Genomic DNA, 16,661 nt, shown 5'->3' on the forward strand with positions numbered 1-16,661 from the left:
CGGGAGGACCGATGCCCACCTACTTCTCACCCGGCATCTACGTCGAGGAGGTGCCTGGTGCCGCGCGACCGATCGGACCGGTCGGTACCAGCACCGCCGCCTTCGTCGGTGTCGCGCCGCGCCGCACCGCACACCTCGGCGAGGCCCTCGCCGTGAACAACTGGACGGACTTCCTGCGCCTGTACGCCGACGGCGACGAGTTGGAGAGCACCCCGCTGGCCCGGGCCGTCTTCGGTTTCCTGGACAACGGCGGTACCCGCTGCTGGGTGGTCAACGTCGGGGAGGGTGGCGCGGTCACCGGCACCGGCCGCAAACGGGCCGGCCTGGACCTGCTGGAGGCCGTCGACGAGGTCTCCATCGTGGCCACACCCGGCTTCCACGACCCGGTGGCGTACGAGGCCCTGCTCAGCCTGGCCGAACGTACTCGCACCATGGTGGCCATCTGCGACCCCCCGCCGGACGTCGAGGACATCTCCACCCTGACCCGGGTCGCCACCCCCGGCTCCACCCGCCCGACCAAACCGAGCGACACCACCGACCCGGACACCCCGGCCGCCGGTGGGGACCCGGTGTCGCATCGTCCCCGGCAGTCGGACTACGCCGCCCTCTACTACCCCTGGCTGCGGGTACGCGATCCGCTCTCCGGTGAGCTGGTGCTCACCCCGCCGAGCGGGCACGTGGCCGGCATCTGGGCCCGCACGGACGCCCTGCGCGGGGTGCACAAGGCACCGGCCAACGAGCCGGTACGCGGCGCGGTCGACCTGGGTCACCTGGTCACCCGGGCCGAGCACGACGTGCTCAACCCCAAGGGGGTCAACGTGATCCGCTACTTCCCGGGCGAGGGCATCCGGGTCTGGGGCGCGCGTACCCTCGCCGCCGAGGCCAGCGAGTGGCGTTACCTGAACGTACGCCGACTCTCCATCGCCATCGAACAGGCCATCGCCAACGGCACCCGCTGGATGGTGTTCGAGCCGAACGACTTCACCCTGTGGCGCTCGATCCGTCGGGACATCGGCGCCTTCCTGACCCGGGTCTGGCGCGACGGGGCCCTGCTGGGCCGTACGCCGGAGGAGGCGTTCTTCGTCAAGTGCGACGAGGAGACCAACCCGGCCGACGTCCGCGACGCCGGGATGGTGGTAGCCCACATCGGCATCGCCGTGGTGAAGCCGGCCGAATTCGTGGTGTTCAAGCTCAGCCAGTGGGCCGGTGGCACCGAGACCGAGACGATTGGAGGCTGACATGCCGACCACGGCCACACCCCAGCCGGGCGCCCCGGTCGACCCGTACCGCGCCTACAACTTCAAGCTGCTGGTCAACGGGGTCACCAACGGCCACTTCACCGAGGTCAGCGGCCTGGAGGTGAACATCGCGGCGGTACCGTACCGGGAGCAGGGCAACGACCGGATCCGGATGATCCCCGGCCAGGTCGAGTACGGCCCGGTCACTCTGCACTTCGGCCTCACCTCCTCCCGGGAGTTGTGGGACTGGGTGCACGCGGTGGCCCGTGGCACCGTCAATCGCCGCAACGTCTCCGTGGTGCTGCTGGACTCCGCCGGCACCGCCGAGGTGCTGCGCTGGAACCTGATCAACGCCTGGCCGACGAACTGGCGCGGCGCCCACCTGAACACCCTCAGCCAGGAGATCGCCATCGCGGCACTGACCCTGCGCTACGAGAGCCTGGAACTGGAGGCCGGCGGTGCCGCGCCGACGACCGCTTAGCCGGCTGGCCGACCTGCTGCGGTCCGCCGCACAGGCCGTGGACCGCTTCGCCGCCCCAGCCTCCCCCGCGAGGGCCCGGCCGGCAGCCGATGCCACGGACCGCCGTCCGGGCCAGCCACCGGAGCACTGGCTGCGGGTGGTCGAAGCACACGCCCCGGGCCTGCTGCGCGACCTGGCCCTCGACGGCCCGCCGCCGGCCACGCCGGTGTCGGCCAACGGCAGGTCGAACGCCGGCGACACCATCGTCTCGCCCCACGATCCGACCACTCTGAACCATGCCCCACCCCCACCCCTGGCCTCGGTTCCGGCCCCGGTCTCGGCCCCGGATCAGGCGTCGGGCCCGCGTCCGGGTCAGGCCTCGGCCCCACCCGCGGTTCCCGGGCTTACCTCCACCGCCCCCTTTGCTCTGCTTCAACCGACGCAACGGCCACCGGGCATTGCGTGGAGTGAAGCAGAGCAAAGGGGGGTGGGAGGAGTAGGCCGGGCCGCTCAGGGCGCCGCGGGAGGACGCAAGCCGGCGAGGGCTGTCGTGAGTCCGGTCGAGTTCGGTCGGGTCGGGCCGGAGGGCATCGACATGACCATGGCCCGGGATGGTGAAGCGATGCCGAGGTACGGCACAGACAGCATCGCAGGGGGCAGCATCTCCGAGGGCGGCACCGCAGTGGGCGGCGGATCGGGGGGCAGGAGCGCGGAGGGCGCCGGGGCGGGCCGCAGCGACGAGGACCGGGGAGAGTCACCTCGGGCGCTCGGCGGGCTGGATGGCAGCGGGGCAGCTCCGATCCCACGGCTGCCGGTAACGGGGCGACGGGTGGATACGTCAGATCGGCCGTCGTCGGCGCGGGCTCCGTTGGGTGCCGCGATCAGCCCTCGGCCGGGGACTGTCGCGTCGACCGGGCGCGGCGGACCTGGCGGGTGGGGTGAGGGCACCTACCCGGCCCGGGTCGGCCGCTGGCTTCGGGCGGTCGATGATCTGAGCACCGCGCAGGACAGGCAGCAGGTCGCCGACCCGCCCGTGACCGGGGGCCGACCAGGCGGTCGTGTCGTGGTCGGGGACGGGCTGTGGCCGGGCGCTGGGACACCAGGTGGCCTCGCAGGGACAACCGACGTCACCCGGCAGGCGGACGTCACCGGGCGGAGGGATGTCACCGGGCCGGCGGATGTCGCAGGGCGGGCCGATGCCACCCGGCAGGCCGATGCCCCCGGACGGACCGATGGCATGCGGTGGGCCGACGTCACGGCGCGGGCTGACGTCACGCGCTTGACCAGGGAAAAGCGCGGCAACAGCGACGGGGAGGGGCGCAGAGCCGGTGCCGAGCGGTTGACCGGGGACGGAGGGCCGTGGCCGGACCTCGATCGGACGGATCAGGCGGATCGGCCAGGTCGGGCGGGTCAGCGGCGGGTGGTGGCCGGGCCGTGGCCGAGGTTGCCCGATGACGCTCCGCTGTGGTCGGTGCCGGAGCCGGCCGGGGACGAGGTCGCGCACCGGGGTCGGCTCGACCGGGAACAGGCGGGTGAGTGATGGAACGGGTGGCCTTCCTCATCGACGCCACCGGCGAGCGGATCGACTGCCTGCTCAACCCGGAGAGTGTCGAGGTGACCCGGCTCGCCGGGGTACGCCGTCGGGGCACCGGCGGCACCCAGCTCACCGGGGCCGGTCGGGCCGACGATTCGTTGGTCTTCACCGGCGGTGGGCGTACCGAACTGGTCCTCGATCTGCTGTTCGACACCGATTTCGCCGAGGGTCAGGTGCGCCCCGCCGACGTGCGGGAACTGACCCGGCCGTTGTGGCTGCTGGCGGAGAACTCGGCGGTGGAGCACGGCTGGGTGCGGCCCCCGCTGGTCCGGCTGGTCTGGGGCAAGACCTGGAACGTGCCCGGGGTGATCGTCGCCGTGGCGGAACGGTTCGACGCCTTCACCGCCACCGGATCACCGCGTCGGTCCTGGCTGCGACTCAAGCTGGTCCGGGTCACCGAGGACGCCGACCGAGCCCGGGAGGGCTTCGCGGAGGAGTTGGCCGCCGCACAGACCCCGGCCGTCGCGCCGGGCACCACCGTGGTCGCTGCCGGTGACGGCAGCGGCTCGGCCGACTCCTCCGGCGTACGTTTCGATCTGCTCGCCCACGACGCGCTGGGGTCTCCGCTGCGGTGGCGGCTGCTGGCCGAACACAACCGGATCACCGACCCCCTGACCCTGCCCCCTGGCACCCCCCTGGCCGTGCCGCCGCTGCCCGAGACCACGGTCGCCGGAGGTGGGCGATGACCGATGTGGCGTCCCGGGCGCTGATCATGCTGATCGACGGGGTCGCGTTGTCCGAGGCGTTGCCCGGTCAACTGCGTACCGTCCGGGTGGCCGCCCGACTGAACCGCCCCACCCAGTGCGAGGCGGTGTTGACGACCGCCCCCGGTCCGGCGGCCCTGACCGGCCCGGTACGCCTCGGGGCCAGCCTGCAGGTCCGGCTCGACGGGCACCCGGAGACCCTGTTCAGCGGCGAGGTCACCGCCGTCGAGGTGGAGTACCACCCCGACGGCGGCGCCACCCTGCGGGTCCGGGGGTACGACCTGCTGCACCGGCTGCGCAAGCGGCAACGGTTGCGGGTCTTCGAGTCGGTCACCGCCGCCGACCTGGCCGGTGAACTCTGCGCCGATCTGGGGCTGCGGGTCGAGGCGGAGTCCGAGGGGCCCCGGCTGGAACGGCTGACCCACCACCACGCCAACGACCTGGACCTGCTGCTGGCGGTGGCCGGCCGGGCCGGGCTGCACCTGACCGTCCACGAGGGTGTGCTGCACCTGATGACCCTGCGGGGTCAGGGCGAGCCGGTCCCCCTGGCCCTCGGCCACCGGGTGCACGACCTGCGGCTGTCCGTCAACGCCGACACCGCCGCCGGGGAGAGCACCGCTCTGGGCTGGCACCCCCAGCGGGCCGAACCGATCGCGCAGAGCACCGCCACCGCGCGCTGCGGACGCCGTACCCCGGTCGAACCGGATCCGGCCGTGGTCGGCGCGGAGGGCGCCCGTACCGCGTTGGACCAGCCGGGGCGCAGCGACGACGAGATCGCCGCCCTCGCCCAGGCCCGCCTGGACCTGCGGGCCGCCGCCCTGGTCACCGCCGAAGGTACGGCCGAGGGTGACCCGGCCCTGCGGCCGGGCCGCCGGGTGCTCCTGGCCGGGGTCGCCGAGGCGGTCGCGGGCAGCTACGTCCTCACCGAGGTGGTGCACACCCTGGACGCCGACGGACATCTGACCCGGTTCTCCACCGCTCCCCCGCCACCACCGCCGGCCGGGCCGCCCGCACCGGCGGTGGTCACCCTGGGCACGGTCACCGATGTGGCCGACCCCGCCGGGCTGGGTCGGGTACGGGTGGAGTTGCCCGCCTACGGCGGGGCCGACGCCGGCTGGCTGGGGGTGCTCTGCCCCGGAGCGGGCCCGGGAAAGGGCCTGGTGGCGCTGCCCGACCCGCAGGACCGGGTGCTGGTGGCGCTGCCCGGCGGCGAGCCGGCCTCCGGTGTCGTCCTGGGCTCCCTGTTCGGGGCGGTCGAGCCGTACGACACCGGGGTCGACGAGGGCCGGGCCCGGCGGTGGTCACTGCGGACCGCCGGTGGGCAGCAGGTGGTCATCGACGACGTGGCCCGCAGTCTGCGGTTGAGCACGGAGGCCGGCAGCTGGTTGGAGTTGGCCCCCGAACTGGCCACCCTGCACGCCACCACCGACCTGGTGCTCTCCGCCCCAGGGCGGGCCATGGTGGTGCGGGCCCGCAGTGTCGACTTCCTGCACGCCGAGGCGGTCGAGGACCCGGACACCGCCGCCGAGCAGGCCCGCTCACTCGCCCGTGCCCACCACGACGGAGGCCGCTGATGCGCTGGATAACCCGCGACTCCGTGATCAGGTGCGACCACGACGGCCGGGTCCGCAACCAGCCCTCGCAGCGGTGGGTGACCCTGGCCGAGGTCCCCGCCCTGGTGGCCGACGACCCGTTGGGTCGGCCGATCGCCGCCTGCCCCAACTACGGCGCCACCGTGAAACCCTGCACGAAGACCGAATCGGTGGCGGTCGGCTACAGCCACTGGATCCGGGTCGACGGTCGACCGGTCGTGCTGTCCCACCTCGAGGGGTTCACCGACGGTAGTCCCCCGGGTCAGGTCACCTACCGGGTCCGCGATCCTCGGCAGCGGTTCGTGGGGGCCGACCGATGAGGGCGATCAGGTTCGTCGGTGCCGGCTTCGACCCGGGGCGGGGCGGCGGGCTGGGGCTCACCGCGGCCGGTGGGCTGGCCATGACCGACGGCGACGAGACCGTACGCCAGGCGTTGTTCCTGCTGCTGTCCACCACCCCGGGTGAGCGGCTGATGCGACCCGGCTACGGCTCCCGGGTGCACCGGCTGGTCTTCGCGCCGAACGACGACACCACGGCCGGTCTGGCCATCCACTACGTGCGGGCGGCCATCGCCCGCTGGGAGCCCCGCATCGACGTACTCGATGTCGACGCCGGTCCCGACCCGGAGGACGCCTGGCGGCTGGTGATCCGGCTGGACTACCGGATCCGGGCCAGCCTGGCCCCCGGTCACCTGGTCTTCTCCGTGGACCTGCTGCCGGTCGACGAGGAACCTTCCGCCGTACCCGGCCCCGAGGAGGGGCGATGACCCTGCCCGTGCCGCACCTGGACGACCGCAGCTTCCTGGACCTGGTCACCGAGGCCCGGGAGCGGATCCAGCAGTCCTGTCCCGGCTGGACCGACCTGTCCGCGCACGACCCCGGCATCGCCCTGCTGGAGGCGTTCGCGCACCTGACCGAGGTGATGATCTACCGGCTGAACCAGTTGCCGGAGAAGGCGTACGTGGCCTTCCTGAACCTGCTCGGGGTGACCCGGCACGCGCCGAGCGCGGCCTGGGCGCAGGTGCGTTTCACCCGGACCGGGTCGGACGAGACGCCGCTGCGGATCCCGGCCGGTACCCGGGTGGCCGCCGCCCGAAGTGCGGACCCCAGGCCGGTCGTCTTCGTCACCTGTGAACCGGCCTCGCTGGGGGTCGGCGAGCAGGAGGTGACCGTACGGATGCACCACTGCGAACTCGTCGAGGCGGAACTGCTGGGGGTGGGCACCGGGGCACCGGGGCAGGTGCTGCGGGCGGCGCGGGCACCGTTGGCGCGTACCGCCGAGGCCTGGGATCTGCTGCTCGGGGTGGAGGTGCCGGCCGGGTCGGTGGAGCTGGGGGCGGCGGCCCGGGAACACCAGGGCCGCATCTTCGAGGTCTGGCGGCCGGTGGACAGCTTCGCCGGTCTGGGTCCCCAGGACAAGGCGTACCTGGTGGACCGCTGCTCCGGCACGATCACCTTCGCCCCCGCCCTGGACCTGCGGACCACCGAACCGGGGTCGCTGCGCTTCGGCGACGGCCCGGTCGCGGCCGTGCCACCGGCCGGGCGGCAGGTGCGGCTGTGGTACCGCGCCGGGGGCGGACCGACCGGCAACGTGGCAGCCGGCACCCTGACCAGTCTGCGGGATCCGCTGCCCGGGGTGAAGGTGGTCAACCCGCTGCCGGCGGTCGGCGGCCGGGAGATGGAGAGCATGGAGTCGGTGCTGCTGCGCGGGCCGTACGCCTTCTTCGCCCAGCAGCGGGCGGTGACCGCCCGCGACTTCGAGGTGCTGGCCACGGCCGCCGGTCGGGTGGCGCGGGCCCGGGCCTTCACCCGGGCCGCCGTCTACAGCTTCGCCCGCCCGGGTGAGGTGGAGACCGTGCTGGTGCCGTACGTGCCGCCGCAGGCCCGGCCGGGCGGTGGGCTGCCGGTGCAGGTGCTGCGTGAACACGAGGTGGAGGAGACCCGGCTGCGGGTCGAGGCGGATCTGGAGCGGCGTCGGTCCCTGGGCACCACCTGCCGGGCCAGTTGGGCCCGGTACAAGGCGGTGTCGATCCGGGCCCGGGTGGTGGTCCGCGGGGAGGAGGACGTCGAGGCGGTCCGTCGACGCATCCACGACCGGCTGCACCAGACCCTGAGCCCGTTGCCCACCGCCCTGAACCCGACCGGGTGGGCCTTCGGCGAGCCGCTGCGGGCCTCCAATGTGTACCGGCTGCTGGAGCACGCCGAGCCGGGGGTGCGCTACGTCGAGTCGGTGCGGTTCGTGGTGGACGAGGCCCCGGACAACCAGGTGCGTACGCTGGCCGCCGACCAGTACCAGCCGAACACCTGGTACGCCGGCAGCGCCGAGGTGCTGTTCCGCTCCACCAACGCCGGTGCCGGCTGGGAGCCGGTCGGCCGCTTCACCGGGGAGACCGTGCAGCGGGTGGCCCCCGCTCCCGCCCCGGTCCGACCGGGCATCGTCGCCCGCCCCGGCTCGGTGGCGGTGGCCACCGTACGCACCGGTGGTGGTTCCCGGGTGCACCTGAGCACCGACCTGGGGGAAACCTGGTCCCTGCTGGCCGACCTGGAGGCCCGGATCAGCGACCTGGCCTGGATCGACCGGGACGGCGCCGGTGCCCTGCTGGTCGCCACGGACACCGGCCTGTACGAGGTGTCCCTGCTGCCCGGCGCGGTGCCGTTGCAGATCCTGGTCGACCCGGCCGACGCCGATCGGGGCTTCTACGCGGTGCGGGCCTTCGTCTCCGAACGGGGCGCCCCCGGGGTGGCGGTGGCGGCCCAGGCCGGGTTCGGGGTGTACCTGTCGGGCAACGCCGGCCGTCCGGGCAGCTTCACCCACGTCGGGCTGGCCAATGTGGACAACCGGGTGCTGGCCGTGCAGTACGACGGCCCGGCCACCCTGCTGTGGAGCGGCGCCGGTGAGCCGGATCCGAAGAAGCCCGGACAGGGCTGTTTCCGGGCCCGGCTGTTCGAGTCCGACGTCAAGTGGCAGGCGATGCAGGGCGGGTGGATCGGCGGCACCTGCCGGGACCTGGCCTTCAGCGGCAGTGTGGCGTTGGCGGCCACCCAGAGCGGCGGGGTGCTGCGGCTGGACACCCTGGCCGGCCAGCCGCAGTGGGCCTCCGTGTCGGTCAACTGCGGGCTGCCGCTACGCGACCGGACCCGGTTCATGCCGGTGGACGCGGTGGCCGCCGCCTCCGGGACCCCGCGACTGATCCTGGCCGGCGGGGAACGGGGGGTGTTCCGCAGCACCGAGGCGGTGGACTGGTCGGCCAGCGCCAACCAGGCCACGGCCGACGTGGTGACCGTGCCGGACACCTGGCTGCTCTGCTCCGGCGAGCACGACATAGAGGTGGTGCGCCACGATGCGGCGAGCGGGCATTGAGCGGCTGCTGCCCGCGGCGTACCAGCGGGCCTGCGTACCGGGCAGCGTGCTGTGGGCGCTGCTGGAGGTGATGGAGGGGCTGCACGCCCCGGACGAGGCCGTACTGGCCGAGGTCGAGGCCCTGTTCACGCCCTACCAGGCGCCCGGGGAGATGGTGGCGTACCTGGCCCGGTGGGTGGCGATGGACCATCTGGTCGCCGCCCCCCGGCGGGACGCTCCCCTGCTGCTGCCGCTGAGCCGACTGCGGGACCTGGTGGCGCACGGCGCCCGTCTGGCGGCCTGGCGGGGCACCCCGTACGGGCTGCGCACCGCCCTGGAACTGGCCACCGGGGTCACCGGTTTCGTCCTGGACGAGCCGGCCGACCGGCCCTTCCACGTGGTGGTCCGGGTGCCGGCGGACGCCGCCGGGCAGTTGGCCCTGATCGGTCGCATCGTCGAGGCGGAGAAGCCGGCCGCGGTCACCGCCGAGATCGTGGTCACCGCCGCCCCCGCGCCCGGCCGGGCGGTCGGCCGGGCCACCGTCGGACCCAGCCCAGCCGTCGCTGACCTTGTCGATCCTGCTCCGGAGGAGCCGTCATGAGCACCGAATGGACCGTCGTCGCCGCTGCCGAGCAGTTCACCCTGGACGCCCGCAACGCCGGGGAGTTGACCTTCACCGTCTCCAACCCGGGGCTCGCCCCGGACACGGTGGTGTTCGACGTGGCCCCCGGCGAGGGGACCCAGCGGGCCTGGTTCACGGTCACCGAACCCCAGCGGGTGGTGCCCGCGCAGGGCTCGGTGTCCTTCCTGGTACGCCTGGTGGTGCCGGCCGGGACTCCGCCTCGGCGCTACGACATGACCGGGTTCGCCTACTCGGCGAACACCGCCCCGGAGGAGAGTTCCCGCTCCAGCGGCCGGGTCACCTACGAGGTACGGGCGGTGGCGCCGCCCAAGCGTACGCCCTGGCCCTGGATCGCCGCCGCGGCGGCCCTGGTGCTCGTCGTCTCGGCCACGGTGGTGTTCCTGGTGACCCGGGGTGAGGATGCCCCGCCGCTGCCGCCCCGGGTGGTGACCGTCGAGGCGGAGACTCTGGTGCCCACCGCCGTCGTGGGGTCCCCGTCGAACTCCCCGGCGAGCGTCATCGTGCAGACCAGCTGCTGCCAGGTGGTCTGGTCGCAGGACGCCCAGTTGTTCTTCCTGGGCCGGGCGATCAACGACCGGGTGACCGTGCGGGTGGAACTGCCCGCCGAGGCCACCTGGCAGTTCTCCGCCGTGATGACCACCGCCCCCGACTACGCCAACGTGGCGTTCCTGGTCGACGGCCGGCAGGTCGGTGACCCGTTCATTGGCTTCACCCCGAAGGTGCGGATCACCGACTGGCTCGACGTGGCCCAGGTCCGCCTGGCCGCAGGCCCGCACGAGATCACCCTGGTGGTGATCGGCAAGACCCAGAGCACGGACCGCTACTTCGCCGGCATAGACACCATCCGCTTCACCGAACTCCCCCCATCCCCCCTCTGACCCCCACCCCCGCCAGCCCCTGTCGATCAAGAGGTCTGCGTCAGAAATCAGCGCCACCCAGACGCGCACTCCTTGATCAACAGGGCGAAGGGCGGGCGCGGGAGAGGGCGGCGAGGGAGGGGTTTTGGGGTGAGGGTGACGGGCCGGGTGGGTGAGAGGAGGGGGTTGGGGTGGGGGGACGGCAGAAGGTGTTGGTGGTGGGGGTCGGGGTGTTGCTGGTGGTGCTGTTCGTGGGGGTGGTGGGGGTCGGGCGGCAGGAGGGGGGTGATCCGGTGGGGCGGCATTCGCTGGTGGAGTTGCTGGGGCGAGTCGGGGGTGGAGCGGGTGCGGTCGACCCCGACAGTGTCCAGGCGGAGTGCGCCGAGGCGCCCGGTCGGCTGGCGGTGGTCGGCGACTGCGCGGTACGGGTAGCCGATCCGGGCGGGCTGCGGCTGCTGATCCTGCGCAGCCCCAGCGGGTTCGCCGTCGAGGCACCGGCCCCCGGCGGTGCCGACTTCACCCTGACCGACACGGTAACCCCGGCCGAGGACGGCACCGACGCGGTGGCCCGGATCGCGGTGGACCGCCCGAGCATCGTCATGCTGCGCTGCCCCACGGGCTGCGTGGTCACCGTCAGCCGGCAGTGAATCCTGAGGAGGACGGTGATGGGCGCGTTACGCAGGCCCTTCCTGCTGCTGGCCATGCTCGCCCTGGTGCTGGCGGTCGGCGTAGAGGTCGGTGCCGGGCTGCTGGTGGGCGGTTCGGACGCCGGGCCGGCGCTGGCCGGCGGCGCCGCCGAGCTGGGTGTCGAGGTCGGGGAGGTACGCGGGGTCAGCGAGCCCTCCGGGCGGGGCACCGGCTACCTGGCCCTGGTCGACGCGGCGGCCCTGTGGACCACCGGGCTGTTCTGCCTGGGTCTGGTGCTCCCCGAACGGATCCAGGGGCGGGTGCAGGGCATCGCCACCCTGATCTTCTCGATCATCCTGATCATCGTGGGGTTCCTGGCCCTGATGCTCGCCTTCATCGAGCTGACGATCATGGTTTCCCTGTTCCTGGCACCACCGTTCGGCACCCTGGCCTATCTGGCCCTGTGGGGTTTCTTCCCGGTGGGGGACGCGGCCGTACTGCTCGGCCTGGTACTGCTGCTCAAGCTGACCTGGGCCGGGCTGCTGCTGCTCGCCCAGCCCAAGTTCCTGCAGAACAAGGGCCTGGTGCTGCTGATCGGGACCAGCCTGCTCTGCCCGGTGGTGCTGGAGTTCCTGCACCGGCTGGTGCCGGTGATCCTGGTCAGCATCCTCGACAGCCTCGGCGCCCTGGTCTTCGCCGTGATCGCGATCATCTGGGCGGTGGTGCTGCTGATCGGCGCGATCCCGGCGATCGTCAAGGCCATCCGCGCCACCGCCGCCCTGCGCGCCGAGACCGACCCGCACCGCTAGCCCGGATACCGCAGAGTCGACTCCGCAGCCGGCTGGCGGTGACGGCGGCCGGGGCAGTCTGGGCAGCCCGCCCGCCGCGACCTCCGCCGGTCGCGGCCGCCGGATATGGTTGTGACGTGATCGGGCTCGCCATGCTCTGGTACCTCGTCGGTGTTCTCGCCGACGCGGGCGCCGGTGGCATGGTCACCGGCACCGCCGCGGCGACCGGGGCACTGCTGGCGGTCGTGCTAGCCGCGGTGAACCTGCTGCTGCGGGTGGTCACCCCGGCCAACCTGCGGGTCACCGGCCGGATGATGCGCGAACGCTGCCGCCGCACCGGCGTACCCCGGCATCGTGATCCGGACGCGGCCGGCCGCTCCCGCCCCCGCGCCCCGACGGCGACCTTCGCGGTCGCCTGAGCCTCAACCGCAGCCTCACCCGCTGCCGCTCGACGGCGACCGCACCTGACTGGTTCCTGCCCGTCTCCGGTCATCGTTCGAGAGGTGCACCATGTCCACTTCGCTGATTCCTGCCGGGTTCTCCGGCCGCCCCCTGGCCACCGGAGCCCCCCGGTGAGCACCATCTTCAGCCCACTGATGGCGTTGATCTACGCAGGCATCTCCGCCATCCTGCTGTTCTGGCACCGCGCCTGGCAGTTGGTCTTCGCCGACACACCCCGGTGGGGCACCGACTGGTCCTGGGTGCTCGGCATCGTCTTCCTGGTGCTCACCGTCCGGGTGGTCCTCTTCCCGATCTTCGTCAAGCAGATCAAGGCACAGCGGGCGATGCAGGCCCTCCAGCCCCAGATCAAGGCGCTTCAGGACAAACACCGGGACGACCGGGAGACCCTCCAGAAGGAGATCGTCGAGCTCTACCGGACCGAGCGGGCCAACCCCCTGACGGGCTGCCTGCCCATGCTGGTCCAGATCCCGGTCTTCCTGGGGCTGTTCCATGTGCTGCGGCACCTCAAGCCCTCCATGCCGGAGCACCTGAAGACCCTGTACGGCTGGACGGTCACCCAGTTCGACAGCGCCTCCTCGGCGACCCTGTTCGGCGCGCCCGTAGCGGCCAGTTTCCGCTCAGGCGCAGCGGAGTTGGCCGGGCTCGGGGCGGACGGGGTGACCGTCCGGGTGGTGGCGCTGATCCTGATCGCGATGATGGTCGTGACCACCTATCTGAGCAGTCGGCAGATGATCCTGCGGACCGGGTGGGCCGAGGAGCCGCAGCAGCGGCTGATGCAGCGGTTGATGCTCTACGGCATCCCGGCCTCGCTGCTCGTCTCCGGGCTGATCTTCCCGATCGGCGTGATCATCTACTGGGTCACCACGAACCTGTTCTCCCTGGGCCAGCAGACCTGGATGCTGCGCCGGTACCCACCCCCGCCCGCCACCGGCGCCGGATCGGCGCCGGCCGCCGGGACACCGAACGCCACCGCCGCCGAAACGGCACCGACCACCGCGACACCGGCCACCGGCGCCGCCGGGTCAACTCCGCCGACGGCCGGGCGCAGGCCGAACAAGCGCCGCTGACACGCCGGGGCCTGGTGCGGCCCGACCCTCGCGAGGGCGGTGCCGCACCAGGCTCCGAAGGACGGTCAGTGCAGGCGGGTGGTGGTCCAGCGGGGGGAGTCGTTGGTCACCGGGACGAGGTCACCGACCAGGGTGGTACGGGCCTGGGCGGCACGGTGGGCGCTGTTGCCGACCCAGATGTCGACCTCACCGGGCTCCACGACCCGGGTGAGGGTGCGGTCGGAGAAGGCCAGGCGGGTGGTGGGCACGGACAGCTCGACCGTGACGGACTCCCCCGGCTCCAGGTGGACCCGGCGGTACCCGAGCAGCTGCGCCACCGGCCGGGTGATCGAGGCCACCAGGTCGTGGCCGTAGAGCTGGACGACCTCCTCGCCGGCCACCGTGCCGGTGTTGGTGACCCGGACGCTCGCCCGGATCGTGCCGTCGGTGGGCACCGTGTCGGACACGGTCAGATCGGCGTACCCGAAGGTGGTGTACGACAGACCGTGGCCGAACGGGGCCACCGGCGCGGCCGACAGGTTCGTCACCTCGTTGCCCTCCCCCAGGGTGGGGTGCAGGTACGAGTACGGCTGCGCCCCGGCCGAGCCGGTCAGGCTCACCGGCAGGCGTCCCGAGGGGTTGACCCGCCCGGAGAGCACCCCGGCGATCGCCGAGGCCCCCTCCTCGCCCGGGAAGAAGGCCTGCACCACGGCCGCGCACCGGTCCATCGCCCACCCGAGGGCGTACGGCCGTCCGGTGAGCAGCACCAGCACGACCGGGGTGCCGGTGTCCAGCACCGCCTCGACGAGTTCCCGCTGCACCCCGGGCAGCTCCAGGTCGTCGCGGTCACAGCCCTCCCCGACGGTGCCGCGACCGAACAGGCCGGCGTGGTCACCGACGACCAGTACGGCGACCTCCGCCGCCGAGGCCGTGGCGACGGCCTCGGCGAACCCGGACCGGTCCTCGGTGTCCACCGCACAGCCCACCGCCGAAGTGACCTGCTCGGCGCCGAACTCCCCCCGCAGGGCCTGGAGCACGGTGGGCACCTCGATGCCGGTCTCCACCCCCGGGTGCTGGGCGAGGACGTGGTTGAGGAAGGAGTAGCAGCCGAACAGGGCCGCCTCCCGGTCGGCGTTCGGGCCGATCACCGCCACCCGGCGCCCGGCCGGCAGCGGCAGCACCCCCTGGTTGGCGACCAGGATGATGGACTTCTCCGCCAACCGGCGGGCGATCGCCCGATGCTCCGGCGAGTCCAGGTCGACCGGCTCGACCGGCTCGTCGTCGAAGGTGGCGTCGAGTAGACCGAGTTCCAGCTTCTGCCGCAGCACCCGCAGCACCGACCGGTCGATCAGGGCCTCGTCGATCCGGCCGGACCGCACCGACTCGATCAGGGTCAGGTAGGCGTCCCCGGTCGGCAGCTCGACGTCGACCCCGGCGGTGAGGGCCAGCACGGCGGCCTCCGCGTGGTCGGAGGCGACATGGTGCAGCAGGTTCAGGAAGGCCACCCCGAAGTAGTCGGCCACCACCGTGCCGTCGAAGCCCCACCGGTCCCGGAGCAGTTCGGTGAGCAGGGTGGGGTCGGCGGCGACCGGCACGCCGTCGATCTCGGCGTACGAGTGCATGACCGACCGCACGTCGCCGTCCAGGACGGCCATCTCGAACGGCGGGAGGAACACGTCGGCGATCTCCCGGGGACCGGCGTGCACCGGGGCGAAGTTACGTCCGGCCCGGGAGCCGGAGTAGCCGACGAAGTGCTTCAGGGTGGCGTGCACCCCCTGGGACTGCAGACCCCGCACGTACGAGGTGCCGATGGTGCCGACCAGGTACGGGTCCTCGGCGATGCACTCGTCGACCCGGCCCCACCGCGCGTCCCGGATCACGTCCAGCACCGGGGAGAGGCCCTGATGGATGCCGAGGGTACGCATCACCGTCCCGACGGCCGCGGCCATCTCGGTGACCAGGTCGGGATCGAAGGCTGCGCCCCAGGCCAAGGGGGTGGGGAAGGTGGCCGCCTTCCAGGCCGACAACCCGGTCAGGCACTCCTCGTGCACGATCGCCGGAATGCCGAGCCGGGTGCCGGTGACCAGTTCCGACTGGAACTTCCGCAGCCAGGAGGCGCGGGCTACGGGGTCGACCGGACGGGTGCCGTAGGGCCGGGTCAGGTGACCCAGCCCGTGCCGGGAGAAGCTCTCCAGCCTGCCGACCTCGCCGAACTCGCCCTGCAAGGGGGCGACCGCCTCACCGTCCTCCTTCTCCCAGAACCCGACGAGCTGCGCGACCTTCTCCTCGATCGTCATCCGACCGAGCAGCTCGCGGATCCGCGACTCGCCGTCCGGCCCGTCCGGCCGATCGTGGCGTGGACCTGTTTGAGTCGGCGCCGACGCGCCCCCCACCTGACGGACCTCAGTCATGCTGTGCCTTCCGTTTCTGGTGCTCGTGCGGCTGCCGCTCAGCCCTTGACCGCACCTTGCAGGCCTCCGACGATCTGTTTCTCGGCGAAGGTGAAGAACAGGAGGGCGGGCAGCATCGCCAGGGAGGTGAAGGCGAGGATGCCGGCCGTGTCGGAGCTGTACTGGCTGGAGAACTGCTGCACGCCAAGCGGCAGGGTGTGCAGGTTGGCGTCACCGAGGACGAGCAGCGGCAGGAGGAAGGCGTTCCAACTGGTGACGAACGCCAGGATCCCGACGGTGACCAGGGCCGGCCGCGACAGCGGCAACATGATGCGCCAGAGGAAACCGAGCCGCCCGGTGCCGTCGATGGCCGCCGCGTCCTCCAGTTCACGCGGGATGGCCGTCAGGAACGGGCGCAGGATGACGATCGTCAGCGGCAGCGAGAAGGCCACCTGCGGCAGGATCACCGCGTAGTACGAGTTGATCAGGTTGAGGTCGCGCAGCATGAGGTACAGCGGCAGGATCGCCGCCCCGGCCGGGAACAGCAGGCCCAGGGTGAAGAAGGTGTAGAGCACCTCACGACCCCGGAAGGTGTACCGGGCCAGCACGAACGCGGCGGAGACCCCCAGGGCCACCACCCCGAGGGTGGTGCCCAGGGACACCACCGCGCTGTTGAAGGCCTGACGCCAGAAGTTGCTCTGGGTCAGCACCCGGACGTAGTTGTCGATGACCCATGGGTCGGGCATGCCGGCCGGGTTCGCGACGATCTGCGGGGTGGTCCGGAAACCACCGATCACCACGTAGATCACCGGCGTGATCGACACAGCCGCGACCGCCAGCGCCAAGGCGTAGGTCAGGGGGTTGCCCCAGGACACCGGCCGGCGCTTGGCGGGCGTCAGAACGGTGTTCGCGGTCGTCACG

16 protein-coding genes are annotated in these 16,661 nt (G+C 72.6%); 14 read left to right on the forward strand and 2 right to left on the reverse strand.

What is annotated here, in order from left to right:
* Positions 1 to 11 precede the first annotated feature (11 nt).
* The 14 genes from ABZ795_RS22155 (at position 12) to yidC (ending at position 13,371) form a co-directional block, all read left to right on the forward strand.
* A complete protein-coding gene (locus tag ABZ795_RS22155; RefSeq protein ID WP_357531698.1) occupies positions 12 to 1,238 on the forward strand; it encodes a phage tail sheath subtilisin-like domain-containing protein in 1,227 nt (408 codons plus the stop codon).
* 1 nt (position 1,239) lies between these two features.
* Complete coding sequence (locus tag ABZ795_RS22160) at positions 1,240 to 1,719, forward strand: phage tail protein (RefSeq protein ID WP_327025378.1); 480 nt, start codon at positions 1,240 to 1,242, stop codon at positions 1,717 to 1,719.
* A 1,258-nt stretch (positions 1,720 to 2,977) separates the two neighbouring features.
* Positions 2,978 to 3,238, forward strand: coding sequence for a hypothetical protein (locus ABZ795_RS22165; protein WP_357531699.1), 261 nt, complete (start codon positions 2,978 to 2,980; stop codon positions 3,236 to 3,238).
* A complete protein-coding gene (locus ABZ795_RS22170; protein WP_327027087.1) occupies positions 3,238 to 3,978 on the forward strand; it encodes a hypothetical protein in 741 nt (246 codons plus the stop codon). The genes ABZ795_RS22165 and ABZ795_RS22170 overlap by 1 nt, the downstream gene beginning before the upstream one ends.
* Positions 3,975 to 5,570, forward strand: coding sequence for a phage baseplate assembly protein V (locus ABZ795_RS22175; RefSeq protein ID WP_357531700.1), 1,596 nt, complete (start codon positions 3,975 to 3,977; stop codon positions 5,568 to 5,570). The genes ABZ795_RS22170 and ABZ795_RS22175 overlap by 4 nt, the downstream gene beginning before the upstream one ends.
* Positions 5,570 to 5,908, forward strand: coding sequence for a hypothetical protein (locus ABZ795_RS22180; RefSeq protein ID WP_357531701.1), 339 nt, complete (start codon positions 5,570 to 5,572; stop codon positions 5,906 to 5,908). Before ABZ795_RS22175 ends, ABZ795_RS22180 begins: the two co-directional genes overlap by 1 nt.
* Positions 5,905 to 6,354 carry a GPW/gp25 family protein gene (locus ABZ795_RS22185; protein ID WP_357531702.1) on the forward strand — a complete coding sequence of 150 codons (450 nt, stop codon included), beginning with the start codon at positions 5,905 to 5,907 and terminating at the stop codon, positions 6,352 to 6,354. Before ABZ795_RS22180 ends, ABZ795_RS22185 begins: the two co-directional genes overlap by 4 nt.
* Entirely contained in the window at positions 6,351 to 8,948 is a 2,598-nt protein-coding gene (locus tag ABZ795_RS22190; protein ID WP_357531703.1) for a putative baseplate assembly protein, read from the forward strand. Before ABZ795_RS22185 ends, ABZ795_RS22190 begins: the two co-directional genes overlap by 4 nt.
* Complete coding sequence (locus tag ABZ795_RS22195; protein ID WP_327025373.1) at positions 8,929 to 9,528, forward strand: phage tail protein; 600 nt, start codon at positions 8,929 to 8,931, stop codon at positions 9,526 to 9,528. Before ABZ795_RS22190 ends, ABZ795_RS22195 begins: the two co-directional genes overlap by 20 nt.
* Entirely contained in the window at positions 9,525 to 10,448 is a 924-nt protein-coding gene (locus ABZ795_RS22200; protein ID WP_357531704.1) for a hypothetical protein, read from the forward strand. Before ABZ795_RS22195 ends, ABZ795_RS22200 begins: the two co-directional genes overlap by 4 nt.
* 170 nt (positions 10,449 to 10,618) lie before the next feature.
* A complete protein-coding gene (locus tag ABZ795_RS22205; RefSeq protein ID WP_357531705.1) occupies positions 10,619 to 11,074 on the forward strand; it encodes a hypothetical protein in 456 nt (151 codons plus the stop codon).
* 18 nt (positions 11,075 to 11,092) lie between these two features.
* Entirely contained in the window at positions 11,093 to 11,863 is a 771-nt protein-coding gene (locus ABZ795_RS22210; protein WP_357531706.1) for a hypothetical protein, read from the forward strand.
* 116 nt (positions 11,864 to 11,979) lie between these two features.
* Positions 11,980 to 12,261, forward strand: coding sequence for a DUF6412 domain-containing protein (locus ABZ795_RS22215; protein ID WP_357531707.1), 282 nt, complete (start codon positions 11,980 to 11,982; stop codon positions 12,259 to 12,261).
* Positions 12,262 to 12,438: 177 nt separating this feature from the next.
* Positions 12,439 to 13,371, forward strand: a complete 933-nt coding sequence (gene yidC, locus ABZ795_RS22220) for a membrane protein insertase YidC (RefSeq protein ID WP_357531752.1) — start codon at positions 12,439 to 12,441, stop codon at positions 13,369 to 13,371.
* A 65-nt stretch (positions 13,372 to 13,436) separates the two neighbouring features.
* Here the strand turns inward: yidC and ABZ795_RS22225 are convergent, their stop codons facing one another.
* A complete protein-coding gene (locus ABZ795_RS22225; protein WP_357531708.1) occupies positions 13,437 to 15,647 on the reverse strand; it encodes a glycoside hydrolase family 3 N-terminal domain-containing protein in 2,211 nt (736 codons plus the stop codon).
* A gap of 152 nt (positions 15,648 to 15,799) precedes the next feature.
* On the reverse strand, positions 15,800 to 16,660 hold the full coding sequence (locus tag ABZ795_RS22230; RefSeq protein ID WP_327025367.1) for a carbohydrate ABC transporter permease: 861 nt from the start codon (positions 16,658 to 16,660) through the stop codon (positions 15,800 to 15,802).
* Position 16,661 lies beyond the last annotated feature (1 nt).

The organism is Micromonospora sp. NPDC047134 (assembly GCF_040643455.1).
Classification (GTDB): domain Bacteria; phylum Actinomycetota; class Actinomycetes; order Mycobacteriales; family Micromonosporaceae; genus Micromonospora.

Coding starts and splice junctions, on each gene's coding strand:
- yidC (WP_357531752.1), top strand. CDS start 12,439: ATGGCGTTGATCTACGCAGGCATCTCCGCCATCCTGCTGTTCTGGCAC.
- ABZ795_RS22180 (WP_357531701.1), top strand. CDS start 5,570: ATGCGCTGGATAACCCGCGACTCCGTGATCAGGTGCGACCACGACGGC.
- ABZ795_RS22175 (WP_357531700.1), top strand. CDS start 3,975: ATGACCGATGTGGCGTCCCGGGCGCTGATCATGCTGATCGACGGGGTC.
- ABZ795_RS22155 (WP_357531698.1), top strand. CDS start 12: ATGCCCACCTACTTCTCACCCGGCATCTACGTCGAGGAGGTGCCTGGT.
- ABZ795_RS22170 (WP_327027087.1), top strand. CDS start 3,238: ATGGAACGGGTGGCCTTCCTCATCGACGCCACCGGCGAGCGGATCGAC.
- ABZ795_RS22160 (WP_327025378.1), top strand. CDS start 1,240: ATGCCGACCACGGCCACACCCCAGCCGGGCGCCCCGGTCGACCCGTAC.
- ABZ795_RS22195 (WP_327025373.1), top strand. CDS start 8,929: ATGCGGCGAGCGGGCATTGAGCGGCTGCTGCCCGCGGCGTACCAGCGG.
- ABZ795_RS22185 (WP_357531702.1), top strand. CDS start 5,905: ATGAGGGCGATCAGGTTCGTCGGTGCCGGCTTCGACCCGGGGCGGGGC.
- ABZ795_RS22190 (WP_357531703.1), top strand. CDS start 6,351: ATGACCCTGCCCGTGCCGCACCTGGACGACCGCAGCTTCCTGGACCTG.
- ABZ795_RS22225 (WP_357531708.1), bottom strand. CDS start 15,647: ATGACGATCGAGGAGAAGGTCGCGCAGCTCGTCGGGTTCTGGGAGAAG.
- ABZ795_RS22210 (WP_357531706.1), top strand. CDS start 11,093: ATGGGCGCGTTACGCAGGCCCTTCCTGCTGCTGGCCATGCTCGCCCTG.
- ABZ795_RS22200 (WP_357531704.1), top strand. CDS start 9,525: ATGAGCACCGAATGGACCGTCGTCGCCGCTGCCGAGCAGTTCACCCTG.